At 29.4% G+C, this 13,190-nt stretch carries 10 protein-coding genes and 1 pseudogene; 5 read left to right on the forward strand and 6 right to left on the reverse strand.

Translation table 11 applies throughout. The features are described from left to right. Nucleotides 1-485: 485 nt before the first annotated feature. A complete protein-coding gene (locus tag GOQ27_RS06090; RefSeq protein WP_203365950.1) occupies nucleotides 486-782 on the reverse strand; it encodes a hypothetical protein in 297 nt (98 codons plus the stop codon). Nucleotides 783-868: 86 nt separating this feature from the next. On the opposite strand from GOQ27_RS06090, the gene GOQ27_RS06095 reads away from it, so the two are divergent. From GOQ27_RS06095 to GOQ27_RS06105, 3 genes are all read left to right on the forward strand, one after another. Next, nucleotides 869-1,057, forward strand: a complete 189-nt coding sequence (locus GOQ27_RS06095) for a hypothetical protein (RefSeq protein ID WP_203365951.1) — start codon at nucleotides 869-871, stop codon at nucleotides 1,055-1,057. 122 nt (nucleotides 1,058-1,179) lie between these two features. Continuing rightward, nucleotides 1,180-1,362, forward strand: a complete 183-nt coding sequence (locus tag GOQ27_RS06100; RefSeq protein ID WP_203365952.1) for a hypothetical protein — start codon at nucleotides 1,180-1,182, stop codon at nucleotides 1,360-1,362. Nucleotides 1,363-1,839: 477 nt separating this feature from the next. Continuing rightward, nucleotides 1,840-2,355 (forward strand): transposase, encoded by a 516-nt coding sequence (locus tag GOQ27_RS06105; RefSeq protein WP_203365953.1) that lies wholly within the window; start codon nucleotides 1,840-1,842, stop codon nucleotides 2,353-2,355. Here GOQ27_RS06105 and GOQ27_RS06110 read toward each other — a convergent pair. Beyond that, the gene (locus tag GOQ27_RS06110) at nucleotides 2,319-3,659 is read right to left on the reverse strand and encodes a sensor domain-containing diguanylate cyclase (protein ID WP_203365954.1); all 1,341 of its coding nucleotides are present in this window, start codon (nucleotides 3,657-3,659) and stop codon (nucleotides 2,319-2,321) included. The two genes, GOQ27_RS06105 and GOQ27_RS06110, sit on opposite strands and share 37 nt — an antisense overlap. Nucleotides 3,660-4,249: 590 nt before the next feature. Between GOQ27_RS06110 and yjeM the strand changes: the two genes are divergently transcribed. Further along, nucleotides 4,250-5,773 (forward strand): glutamate/gamma-aminobutyrate family transporter YjeM, encoded by a 1,524-nt coding sequence (gene yjeM, locus GOQ27_RS06115; protein WP_203365955.1) that lies wholly within the window; start codon nucleotides 4,250-4,252, stop codon nucleotides 5,771-5,773. Nucleotides 5,774-5,821: 48 nt separating this feature from the next. Here the strand turns inward: yjeM and GOQ27_RS17445 are convergent. The 3 genes and pseudogenes from GOQ27_RS17445 to asnB form a co-directional block, all read right to left on the reverse strand. Beyond that, nucleotides 5,822-6,233 (reverse strand): annotated as a pseudogene (locus tag GOQ27_RS17445) (ATP dependent DNA ligase). Between the two features lie 9 nt (nucleotides 6,234-6,242). Continuing rightward, complete coding sequence (locus GOQ27_RS06130; RefSeq protein WP_203365957.1) at nucleotides 6,243-6,806, reverse strand: ATP-dependent DNA ligase; 564 nt, start codon at nucleotides 6,804-6,806, stop codon at nucleotides 6,243-6,245. 105 nt (nucleotides 6,807-6,911) lie between these two features. After that, nucleotides 6,912-8,753 carry an asparagine synthase (glutamine-hydrolyzing) gene (gene asnB / locus GOQ27_RS06135; RefSeq protein ID WP_203365958.1) on the reverse strand — a complete coding sequence of 614 codons (1,842 nt, stop codon included), beginning with the start codon at nucleotides 8,751-8,753 and terminating at the stop codon, nucleotides 6,912-6,914. A gap of 152 nt (nucleotides 8,754-8,905) precedes the next feature. Here asnB and GOQ27_RS06140 point away from each other — a divergent pair, with 152 nt between their 5' ends. After that, nucleotides 8,906-12,148: a DEAD/DEAH box helicase gene (locus GOQ27_RS06140; RefSeq protein ID WP_203365959.1), complete on the forward strand. Its 3,243-nt coding sequence runs from the start codon at nucleotides 8,906-8,908 to the stop codon at nucleotides 12,146-12,148. A gap of 35 nt (nucleotides 12,149-12,183) precedes the next feature. On the opposite strand, the gene GOQ27_RS06145 is transcribed toward GOQ27_RS06140, so the two are convergent. After that, nucleotides 12,184-13,068 carry a sulfurtransferase gene (locus GOQ27_RS06145; RefSeq protein ID WP_203365960.1) on the reverse strand — a complete coding sequence of 295 codons (885 nt, stop codon included), beginning with the start codon at nucleotides 13,066-13,068 and terminating at the stop codon, nucleotides 12,184-12,186. Nucleotides 13,069-13,190: the final 122 nt, after the last annotated feature.

The following is a 13,190-nucleotide window of genomic DNA, read 5'->3' on the forward strand; positions in this document are numbered from 1 at the left end:
GTCCACACCTATTATTTTTTTATATAGGAGAAATAATAGCTTAAAAACACCTTTCAGAGATTCTAAAAAGCATTATAAATGCCCTAGGTATACGATACCTAGGGCTTAAAATTTCCTTATAATTCCTATAACCAAATTTTATGTATTTACCTTGTCTTATCCTTATAATTTTGATATAATTGGAGTATATTTTAAAAAAAGGCTTTGGTTTTAGGCTTGTCCTATTGCTTCTAGGTATCGCTACTACCTGAAGTACTTCTAATATGCGCCAACATATTAAAAGTACTGAAGCTCCGAAACCGACAGGGGTCGGTTTTTTTTATGTATTTTTTTTATTTCTTATATGTTATATTTTTAAACTTAATACTATTGTCTCTTATTAATTCCTTTTTTCAACAATTTTTATAATACTCTATTTCTATATTTAAAAATATAATATGCTTTAGTCTTAAACTTGAAATTTTAAATATAGCTGTATAATTTAATCATTGACTCTTATTTCGATTTTTATAAGAAAAAAAGTCTATTAAAAATAAACCTAATATTATAAAAGTAAAAAAAATTAATCCTTCTTTAGAAAAAATATAATAGATAAAATCTAAAGCACTTCCTGTCATAGTTAAATTGGGTTTAGGTGTTTTAAAAATCAAATCATTAATTATATAATTTGTAATTCTCGAAAAAATTATAATAAAGATAAAAGTTAGAGATACACGGAGCAAAAAATGTTTAAACTTATTTTGTTTGTTACGTCTATAAAACTGTACAATAATATCTCTCATGATAAAAACCTCCTTTATTGACAAATATTTAAGATTTATATATATTATACGTATCTAAATTCTATAATAAAAGGAGATATTTTACAATGAAAAATAAATTAAAACTAAGTATTGCTATGTTTCTTTCAGTTATCACTATATTAAATTTTTCTATGATATCTTTTGCTGATACTGCTAACTATGAAAATGAAAAAAGAACAATTGAAATTCAAAGTGCTAATAGGTTTACTTATAAAACAGAACGATCCAAACCAGTGACTAGAAAAAATATATAACAGCATCACAAGCTAGAAATCAAGATTTATCACATTATGCTGCTGTTGGAATCTTAGGACTTTCAGGACCTATTGGAGTAGGTTCTAGTATAGCTGTATTAGTAGGTAATGCCATTTATGACATGAATGTAGCAGGTTATGTATTAACAACAACAACTGTAGTAAAAAGATATAAGGTACATATGTTAACAGGAAAAAAATATTTAGTTGATACTAGATCAGAGTTAAAGGTAAAAGTGTATGCTCAAGAAAGAAAAGGTTATTCACTTCATAGATCATTCTCTTTTAATTTACGTCATCGTTAATAAATACACTGGATCTTTCATCTAATTCCTAATCTTACTAAAGTATGGAGATTCAAAAGTTAATGAACGATTTTTCATGATGCTTTGGATTTTGACCACTGAAAGAGGTTTATACACTACCCTTCCCTATTCATCCATCCATTAACTTTACTAACATGAAAAAATAAAAACTCAATTTACTAAGAGTATTAGGTAAGTATACCAATAAAAAGAAAGGGCTTAAACCCTACTATAGTGTTGCATTAAAAAAATAATTACAGATTGACATGGAAAAAATTATATAATGAAAAAAGGACTTCCTTTGATTAAATGGTAGTATCCCAATACACCATACAAAAGAGGTCCTTTTTATGTTACATTATAATAATAAAACAGTTTTTAGTAGATTAACAAATGTAATTAATGAAAATCAACTAAATAACATAATAGAAAAATGGAAATAGAGATTATAGAATATTTGTAGAGCTTTTTGAAAATATGGTTAATACAGTAAAAAGGAAATTGGGGATTAATATAACTAATCGTTATTTTAAAGAAATAAGAGCTTTTGACTCTTCAATTATTACTATAGCTTCATCACTTGCCCCTCACTTATATTTAGAAGGTAATTTATCAGGCATAAAAATAAGTACACTTTTGAATTTATCTCAAGGAATACCCGAAAGGGTACAGATAGTGCCTGGAAAAATAAATGATAGAAAATGCATAGATGGATTTATTAATGATAATGAATGCTTATATTTATCCGATAGAGGCTACTACAGTTGTTCTTGGTATGACAAAATTACAGATGAGGGGTTTAAATTCATAACTAGACAGGTCCCCAATGCATCAGTTGAAGAAGTCAAATCAACTTATGTTGAGGATGATAATATATTTGACTATGAAATTACATTGGGTACTGACTATAGTAGAAATAAAACAAAATTCGCCCTACCTTCATCTTTATTATCCTATTATTTATTTCTATTCTTATCCCTATACATTTTTTGATCTGCCTTTTTAAATAATTTTTTTATGTCTTTACTTTCATCAGAATATGATGATATACCATAGCTAAATTTCATCAAAATTTCTTCATCTTCTATTAACATAGGTTTCCTCAATAGTTTCTTTAACTTTTTCATCTTATTTTCTATAATACTCATATCAGTAATACTTAATATTCCCACAAATTCATCTCCACCATATCTAGCCAGAATTTCATTTTTTCCAAATACATCTTTCAATTTATAGGAAAATTCCTTAAGTACCTCATCTCCAATTATATGACCATATTTATCATTAATTTCTTTAAACTTGTCCAAATCAATTATAATAAATGAAAAATCTTCATTATTCTTTTTATCATATTTTTCATCAAGAATTTCTATAAAATAATCCCTATTATATAGACCAGTTAAACTATCATATCTAGCTAAATATAATTTTTCCTCCATTAATTTAAAGCTATAGATGGCTTTACTGATTTCCTCAGAAAAATAATTTATTAAAAACTTATCATCCTCATTAAAGGCATCTTGTATATGGCTATCTACATTTAGAATTCCATACACCTTATCATTTAACACTATTGGACAACTTAAGGTAGTCTTTATATTTAATGCATTAGAGTCCTTTAGTTTTTTATAATTATTGTTCTCCATATTTATCTTATTAAACTCAGAAATATTATTAATAATATATGCCTTATGCATAAATTCTTTATCACAAAAATAAGTTTCTTTTGGTGCCAATTTTATCTTTTTTATTTCATTATGATTAAATCCAATGGATGTAGCAATAGTAAAATATCCATCCTTAAATACTAATATACTTCCTTTATGGGCATTATCTATAAATTTAATTGCTCTTTCTAATATATAATCAAAGACTTCTTCTACATTATCTTTTTTAATTATTTCTCTATTTATTTTTAGTATGCAATCTTTTATCAATGACATTCGTTCTAATATTTCTTTATCTTTTGATATCTTATTTACTATACTATTTTGTATTTCTAATTGGTCCTTTAATAAGTAAAGATTATTAGATAGGTTCTTTGAATGTTTAAATATATTTATATCATCCATCCTACCATTATCCTTTTGACTTTTTTCCCTAAGATTAATAATAAGTTTTCTATTTATATATTCCATTAATTTTACTATAATTAAATTCATTGTAAGAAATATAATAACCAATTGAATAATAGAGATATTTTCACTGGAAATAATCTTCGGAAGATATATAACTAGAACAGAAATTAAAGCTAATGATAGTTCTAATGTTAATATTTTTTTGTTTATATTAGTCATACTATCCTCCTTGAAAAACTTTTATATGTAACTTAAATATTTGTATTTTTAGAATATTATATCATATATAATCTAGTATTAAATTGCACTAAAGGAAACTTTATAAAAAATAAAATTTTCAAGTTAACATCATTCATTATACTACTATATTGTTTTATAAATAAATAGAAAGAAAACCTTAATTCAAGCTTCTTTCTATTTATTGCAATTATTTAAAGTCTTATATTTATATAGATTTTTGCATTATCATCATCATAAAAAAGTCATTTTATAGATAATTCTTAATTATTTTTAATTTTACATAACCTTGTGATGTAGTTAACAAGTTACTTTTTTATTTACACTATAGTTTTATAATAAACTACTTAATCCCTTATTTCCTTCAAAATCTCCTTATGTTATATTTTTCTGACTATATGGAAAACAGTGAAAATTGCAACATATTCTATAGTTATTGAATTTTAGCTTAAACCTTATATAATTTATTTACTGGCTTTATAAATTTAATTAAGAGTTTAAACAAGGGAAATCGTTTTCTAATATTTTATCCCCTAAATTTTGACTCACCAAACAAAAAGGAGTAATTATAAATGTCTTCAAACAATAATAAAGGTAAATTAACCTTAGTTTCATTAGTATTAATGATATTTACTTCTGTATTTGGTTTTGCTAACATGCCAAGATCTTTCTATTTAATGGGTTATGGTGCGATACCATGGTATGTAATATCAGCCCTTGCTTTCTTTATACCTTTCGCATTCATGATGGCTGAATACGGTGCGGCATTTAAAGATGAAAAGGGTGGTATCTACTCCTGGATGTCTAAATCTGTAAGTCCTAAATTTGCATTCGTTGGTACTTTTATGTGGTATGCTTCATATATCATCTGGATGGTAAACGTAGGATCAGGTATTTGGGTTGTTGTATCAACAGCTATATTCGGTAAAGACTTAACTAGCTCCTGGTCGTTATTCGGATTAGCACCTACACAAACTCTTGGAATCTTAGGTGTTATGTGGATTTCTTTGGTTACATTTATTTCTACTAAAGGATTAGATAAGATCAAAAAGATTACATCTGTAGGGGGTATAGCAGTTACTCTATTAAATGTAGTATTACTATTTGGTGGTGTTGCTATATTAATAGCAAATGGCGGTCAATTAGCACAACCAATTAACTCAATAAGTGACTTTGTATCATCACCAAATGCCTCTTATCAAACTCCATTTGCAGTATTAGCCTTCACAGTATTTGCAATATTTGCATTCGGTGGTACTGAGGTTGCAGGTGGTCTTGTAAATGAAACTGATAACCCTGAAAAGACTTTCCCTAAAGGTCTTACCCTAGCTGCAATAATAATTGCTGTAGGATATGCTGTTGGTATCTTCTTTATAGGTATCTTTACAAACTTCTCAGCATTAGATGTTGAAGGAGTTCATATGAGTAATGTTGCTTATATTATAATGAATAACTTAGGATATGAGTTCGGACAAGCCTTTGGATTTAGTGAAGCTATCTCAATAACAATGGGGGATTGGGTAGCTAGATATGTTGGTATTTCAATGTTATTAGCTTTAACAGGAGCATTCTTTACATTAACTTATGCACCTTTAAATCAACTTATAGGTGGTACTCCAAAAGAATTATGGCCTGGAAAAATGGGTAAAATTACTGATGGTATCCCTAAAAATGCTATGTGGATTCAAGCTGGTATTGTTATTGCTATGATAGGTTTAGTATCCTTCGGGGGAGATGCTGCAGATAAATTCTTTGCTAAACTTGTATTGATGACAAACGTCGCTATGACACTTCCTTATATGTTTATTGCTGGAGCATTCATCGGATTTAAAAAGAAAGATGAAATTCACAAACCATTTGTTATGTTTAAGAGCGTTAAAAGTGGTATGATTGCAGCTATAGTTGTTACATTCACAGTTGGTTTTGCTAACTTCTTTACAATTATAGATCCTGCAATAAATGGAGATATAAGCTCTACAATCTGGAGTATTGCTGGTCCATTATTCTTCACAGTAGTTGCTTTATTAATGTTTGGATCATATGAAAGAAAAATAAAAGTACAACCTAGAGGAACTAAAGACGATAAGGTTGCTTAATTAAATATTAATGTATAAATAGCAGGGCAAATGCCCTGCTATTTCTTTTTATCCTTCTCTAACTACATCCTTAGGGTTTTTATCTTCTCTTAACCCTTCAAATCTAGGATGCCTTAATTTATTATCATTAGTCCATTCCGAGAAGCCTACTTCCCCTACTAATTTAGGTTTCACCCAATGAACACCTTTTTCCTTTAAAAGGAGATTTATCCTTTTCCAAGTCTTTTAATTGTTTACTTATCCTATCTAGAGTTTCATCATCATATCCAGTACCTACCTTCCCAGCATATACTAGATCATACCCATCATAATATCCAATAAGTAAAGCTCCAAAGCCTATCCTCTCCCCTTGAGGATCAGTATATCCTCCTATTACAAACTCTTGTCTATGGCCACATTTAAACTTTAGCCATTTCTTTGAACGGGAATGAATATATTTACCATCTCTCTTTTTAGCAATTAATCCTTCCTAATCTTTCCTACAGGCTTCTTCAAGATATTCTTCTCCCTCTGTATTTCTATGACTAGTAAATCTAATAGGATCATCAAAGGAGAATTCACTTTTAAGTATAGACTTTCTTTCTGTTAGAGGGAGATTAGATATATCATATTTATCAATATACATAATATCAAATATATAATAATATACTGGTACATTCTTTAATAAATCCTTATCAGGATTATTTACATGCATCCTATTCTGCAATTTTGAAAAACTAGTTACATCTCCATCAAAGGCTACAATTTCACCATCTATAATAAAGTCCTTATCGGTATACTCCTGTAATTTTTCTACTAACTCAGGATATTGATTATTTAAGTCTTTATCATTTCGTGACTTCATATATATATTATTATCTCTACAATAGGTAATACATCTTTCCCCATCTAACTTTCTTTCAAATATCCAATCATCATCTGAGAAATGATCATGGGTTAAGGTGGCTAACATAGACTCCATTTTCTTTGGTATATCTCTTTCTTCAATTAAATCCTTTTCATTATCATTTAGATATTTATCTAAAGTATCCATTATTTTTCATCCTTTTATATAGTGTTTTATCTCTTATTATTTAGATACCATATTTAGAAGGGTGGCAAACATACTCATTAGGATAAGTCTATATTAACCCCTGTCTCACACCAGCCTTACTTTATATTCCTTAAGCCAGATATTTAACTGTATTAAATATGCCATCAACTGGGGTCCTGTCATTAATTGTCCAAACCAGGGCTTTGTATAGGATTTACCTTTGCTGTCTACTATTTCTTTTACTTTTGTATAGTCTATTAGTTCTAATACTGGTGAGGATTTATCTGAAAGTATATTTTTCATTTCTTTTTGAACTAATTCTGTATATACTGGATGATGGGTCTTAGGATAAGGACTTTTCTTTCTATCTATTATCTCATCAGGAAGTATTCCTCTTAGGGCTTTTCTAAGTATTCCCTTCTCCCTACCTAAATAGAATTTAAATTCCTTTGGTATATTGTAGGCATATTCAACTAATCTGTAATCCGCAAAGGGGACTCTTACCTCCAAGCTATTTGCCATACTCATTCTATCCTTTCTATTAAGTAAGGTGATCATAAACCATTTAATATTTAGATAGAATAATTCTCTCATTCTTCCATCAGTGGAGGACTCTCCATATAATTTTGGAACATGGTTTAATGTATCATTATATTTCTCTCTTACATACTCTTCTATAGGTAGATCTTTTAAATCCTTTGACAATATCCTTCTTCTATTTCCTACATTCTTTGACCAAGGAAAAGTATCAGTTTTTATATCCTCTTTATTTCTAAACCAAGGATAGCCTCCAAATATCTCATCTGCACATTCTCCGGATAATGCTACTGTATGGGTATTTCTCACTTCTTTACAAAATAAAAGTAGTGATGAGTCTATATCTGCCATTCCCGGGAGATCCCTAGCTAATACTGCACCTCTTAAGGAATCTATTAATTCTTTACTAGTCAATTCTACATTAGTATGATTACTATTAATATACTCCTCCATCACCCCTATCCACTGAGAGTCTGGGTCTGGTTGAAACTCACTAGATTTAAAATATTTATCGTTATCCTTATAGTCTATTGAAAATGTATCTAACCTACCTCTACCATCTCTTTTAAAGGCCTCTGATGCTATAGCTGATATAGCACTGGAGTCTAGTCCTCCTGATAGGAAGGTACATAGGGGTACATCAGATACTAATTGTCTTTCTACCGCATCAATAAATAAACTTCTAACATGATCTGAAGTCTCATCTAATCCTTCAGTATGAGGCTTTGCTTCAAGTTCCCAATACTGATTTACTTTTAACCCATTTTCATCATATATAAGATAATGGGCAGGAGGAACTTCTTTTATATCCCTAAATACTCCGCTACCTAAACTCCTAGCAGGACCCAGTCCAAAGACTTCCATTAATCCTATCTTATCTACTGTAGGCTCTATATATGGATGCTTTAAAAGAGCCTTTATCTCTGAAGCAAATATAAGTGAACCATTTATACAAGAATAAAATAAAGGCTTAACTCCTAGATGATCCCTGGATAAGAATAATCTTTTATATTTTTTATTCCAAATACCAAAAGAAAATATTCCATTTATATGTTTAAGACAATCTACTCCCCACTCTATATAAGAAGTTAATAGAACCTCCGTATCAGAATAGGAGGTAAACTTATATCCCTTATCCTTTAACTTTTCTCTTACTTCCTCGGTGTTATATAATTCTCCATTATATACAATGGTAAATTCCCTCTCTTCTATATTCTTAATCATTGGTTGATATCCACCCTTAGGATCTATAATCGACAGTCTTCTATGACCTAATAGAACATCCTTTGATATGTATATACCTCCATTATCGGGACCTCTATTTTCTAATGTATGAATCATTTCTTGAATGATTTGGGTTTTTTCTGTCAAATCTATATTATTATCTATCCATCCAGCTATTCCACACATATTATCACACTCCACTAGTATTTGATTTTCATTATCATTACACTATATAAATTATGATTTCAGTCCTAATATTGTGACTGTAATCCAATTGGGAATTGTGTGTATCTGTGCTATAATAAACTAAGAATATAGACTAATTATCGGGGTGAAATATGTTTAATCTTAATGAAAGAATAATTCAAGAAACTAGTCTGAACTACAAAACTTTGCAAAGAGGAAAGCAATATTTCTCCAGTGGCAAAATTAAAGACTTACATTTTTATAAAAGCAATTTGAAATTTAATGGAACAGTTAAAGGAAATAATCATTATCATGTAAGTGTTTCTTTTAATCCTTTGGGAGACTTTGAAGATGCCACCTGTACTTGTCCTGCCTATGGTGAGTATTGGGGATATTGTAAACATATAATTGCCATTCTTTTTAAAATAATGGAAGAAGATAAAGCAGGTCGTTTTGATAAATCAACTTACAAAAAAAACAATAATAATATACTAGATATCCTAGACTATTTCCGTTTCAATCAAGTTTCTGAAAAAACTCCAGTTGAAGTGGAGTTTAACTATGAGTATGATCCTAATGATTTTATTGGAATAGAGAACGCCTCAACTCTCAATCTAAAAATGGGTGAGGATAAACTTTATGTAGTAAAAAGTCTGAAAAAATTCTTCCATAGTATAGACATGGAGGATGATATCTATTTTGGAAAGAAATTCACTTTTTCTCCTAAGGTTCATACTTTCAAGGAAGAAGATCAAAGAATAATTGATCTCTTAAAGGAATTATATGATAATGAAACCTATATAAATGATTACTCTTATGGTCAATATAGTCTATTTAAAGGAAAATATGTAACCCTTACCCCTAAGACTCTAAGTAGATTCTTTTATATGATGAAGGATAGAAGTTTTAATGGAAAAATATTAGGCAGGGACTACAATAATATAACTATACTAAATGAAGAAATACCTATAGACTTCTTATTAAAGGAACAGGGGAATAATTTGTCTTTAAATATTAATCATCAGGATAATTTAATTCCTCTAGATCCTAATAAGGAATTTTTCTTTTCTGGAGAAAATATATACAAAATTCCTCAAAACCAAAAAGATAATTTGATGCCTTTTTATAATTCTCTTATTAAGAAAAATAACAAGATATTAAGTATCCCTAAAGAATATAAAGAAAGATTTATTTCAGAAGTATATCCATCCATTGAAAAAATTGGAGATGTTAATATAGATGATAAAGTCAAATCCTCTATATATAATCCCGATTTAACTACAGAAGTATATTTAGATAATGAAAAAGACAGTATTATTGCTAATGTAAAGTTAGTATATGGTGATATCTCTATTGATCCTTTCTCTGGAGATGAAAAAGAATCAAGAAAAGATAATAAAATACTCCTTAGAGATATGGAAAAGGAAAAAGAAATATTAACATTTTTTGAAACTTGGGAATTCAAAGTTAGCAAGAATAAAATCTATCTAGATGATGAAGAAAAGGTATATGAATTTTTATATAATGGTCTAAGTGATTTACAAAAAATCTCCGAGGTTTACTATTCCAATAGTTTTAGAAAAATTAATATAAAAGACTCTTCTTCTTTTTCTGGTGGAATTAGACTAAACGATAATACGGATATGCTAGAATTCAACTTTGAAATTGAAGGTATTAACGATAAGGAATTGGCAGAGGTATTTAATTCAATAAAACAAAAGAAAAAATATTATAGACTTAAGGATGGATCTTTCCTTCCTTTATCTCTTGATAGTCTAAATAAAGTTGTAAATATAGTAGATACTCTAGATTTAAATACCAGTGACCTTAAAGACTCTATGATAGAACTACCTAAATATAGAGCCCTTTATCTAGATGAAGAGATTCATGAAGGAGATTTACATTATTTTAACCGAAATCTAGCTTTTAAAGAGTTAGTTCAAAATATAAAAGAACCAGGAGATATGGAATATACCATCCCTAAAAACCTTAATAATATTTTAAGAAATTATCAAAGTTTTGGTTTTAAATGGTTAAAAACTCTATCCACCTATGGTTTAGGAGGAATTTTAGCTGATGATATGGGTCTAGGTAAAACTCTTCAAGTTCTTACCTTTCTTCTCACTGAAAAAGAAGAAAAAGGTTCTCATCCATCTATTATAGTAGTCCCTACCTCTTTGGTTTATAATTGGGAGGATGAGATTAATAAATTCACTCCAAAACTAAAGACCTTAGTTATATCTGGAGATAAAGATTATAGGAGAGAAGTAATTGAAGATATAATGGATCATGATATAGTCATCACATCCTATCCATTGATTAGAAGAGATATAGATTTTTATAAGGATATCACCTTTAGATATTGTATTCTAGATGAAGCTCAGCATATAAAAAATCCTTTATCTCAAAATGCAAAGTCAGTAAAAATGTTAAAGGGAAAAAATTTCTTTGCTCTTACTGGAACTCCTATAGAGAATTCCTTGGGTGAATTATGGTCTATTTTTGATTTTATAATGCCAGGATATCTATCATCTCATTCAAAATTCTTAAAGAAGTATGAAAGACCTATAATAAAACAAGAGGATCAAAAAGTCTTAGATACCTTAAGAAAGCATATTCGTCCCTTTATCTTAAGAAGATTAAAGAAAGATGTTCTAAAGGAACTTCCTGATAAAATAGAGCATAAATTGGTGGCAGAACTTACTAATGATCAAAAGAAAATTTATCTTTCTTATTTAAAGGAAATCAAGGGAGAAATCGAATCAGAGATAAAGGAAAATGGATTTAATAAAAGTCATATTAAAATACTAGCTGGACTGACTAGGCTAAGACAGATTTGTTGCCACCCTAGTACCTTTATTGATAATTATCCTGGTAGCAGTGGTAAATTAGAGCTATTAGAAGAGATTTTAGAGGATTCCATAGAGAGTGGCCATAGAGTCTTACTATTTTCACAATTCACTAGTATGCTTTCAATAATAAAAGATTTACTAGATTCTAAAGAAATAAAATATAAGTACCTTGATGGATCTACTAAATCTCAAGAAAGAGGCAAATTAGTTAAAAAGTTTAATAATGGTGATGGGGATGTATTCCTTATTTCATTAAAAGCAGGGGGTACTGGCCTTAATCTTACTGGAGCAGATATTGTAATCCACTTTGATCCATGGTGGAATCCAGCTGTGGAAAATCAAGCCACGGATAGAGCCCATAGGATAGGACAGAAAAATTCAGTTCAAGTAATGAAATTGATAACTAAAGGTACTATTGAAGAAAAAATATTCCAACTTCAAGAAAAGAAAAAACGAATAGTTGATGCAGTTATAAAACCTGGAGAAAAATTAGTATCCAAAATGACTGAAGAAGAATTGAGAAATATTTTAGATATAGAATAGTAAAAGCCACCTTAAAAGGCGGCTTTTTATGATGTTTACTTCTCTATTTCTAATCCTGATTTTTCATATTCTAACCAAGAACCATCATAGTTCTCAACATTTTCATATCCTAATAATTCAGTTAATACGAATAATGAATGAGTAGCTCTTACTCCACTCTTACAGTGTGGTATAACTACTTTGTCAGCAGTTACTCCAGCATCTTCATATAACTTCTTTAATTCATCAGCATTTTTGAAAGTACCATCTTCATTTAAGGCTTGAGTCCACTCTAACTGAACTGCCCCTGGTATTCTACCAGCATTCCACTCTTTATCACCACGAGTATCTAATATTAGCATCTCTTCATTATCAAAGCTTTCTTCTACTTCTTCAATAGTAGCAACTAAAGCCTCGTTAGCATCTTCTGCTTTATACTCAGTAGCTTCTGGTTGTGCAGCATCATTTTCAGTTTCATACTCAGCTGAAATCCAAGCATCTATTCCACCATCAAGTAATTTAACATTTTCATGTCCATATACTTTCATAGCCCACCATACACGGGATGCCCATAATTCCTGATCTCCATCATAGATAACTACTGTATCATCATTTTTAATTCCTGCTTCACTCATCATAGCTTCAAATTGCTCTTTACTTATATTCATTCCAGGTGTTCCATCTACTTCTGTTTGAATAGCACTTCTCTCAATTTTTACTGCTCCTGGTATGTACTTTCCACCTTTTTCAGTAAAATCAACCACTACTACATCATCTAACATACCTTTTAATTCTTCTGCTGTTACTATACTCTCTGGTTTAGCATATCCTCTTTCATTTGTACTTGTAGTATTCTCTACATTTTTAGTACAAGCACTTAATGCTAATACTGCTATAAGTAATATAGCAACCAAAACCAATCCCTTTTTGTTCTTAAGCATAGTCCCCTCTCCTTTCACCTTTGAGAATTATTTAACGCCAATATTATATCATAGTAAATTATATTGTCCCCATTATATAGAAATTACCAATACTTAGGTATCATTATATAGTTTTTTTCAAA

This window comes from Anaeromonas frigoriresistens, assembly GCF_016820655.1.
Taxonomy (GTDB): Bacteria; Bacillota; Clostridia; order Tissierellales; family SIT17; genus Anaeromonas; species Anaeromonas frigoriresistens.

Coding starts and splice junctions, on each gene's coding strand:
- GOQ27_RS06140 (WP_203365959.1), top strand. CDS start 8,906: ATGTTTAATCTTAATGAAAGAATAATTCAAGAAACTAGTCTGAACTAC.
- yjeM (WP_203365955.1), top strand. CDS start 4,250: ATGTCTTCAAACAATAATAAAGGTAAATTAACCTTAGTTTCATTAGTA.
- GOQ27_RS06090 (WP_203365950.1), bottom strand. CDS start 782: ATGAGAGATATTATTGTACAGTTTTATAGACGTAACAAACAAAATAAG.
- GOQ27_RS06110 (WP_203365954.1), bottom strand. CDS start 3,659: ATGACTAATATAAACAAAAAAATATTAACATTAGAACTATCATTAGCT.
- GOQ27_RS06130 (WP_203365957.1), bottom strand. CDS start 6,806: ATGGATACTTTAGATAAATATCTAAATGATAATGAAAAGGATTTAATT.
- GOQ27_RS06095 (WP_203365951.1), top strand. CDS start 869: ATGAAAAATAAATTAAAACTAAGTATTGCTATGTTTCTTTCAGTTATC.
- asnB (WP_203365958.1), bottom strand. CDS start 8,753: ATGTGTGGAATAGCTGGATGGATAGATAATAATATAGATTTGACAGAA.
- GOQ27_RS06145 (WP_203365960.1), bottom strand. CDS start 13,068: ATGCTTAAGAACAAAAAGGGATTGGTTTTGGTTGCTATATTACTTATA.
- GOQ27_RS06105 (WP_203365953.1), top strand. CDS start 1,840: ATGGTTAATACAGTAAAAAGGAAATTGGGGATTAATATAACTAATCGT.
- GOQ27_RS06100 (WP_203365952.1), top strand. CDS start 1,180: ATGAATGTAGCAGGTTATGTATTAACAACAACAACTGTAGTAAAAAGA.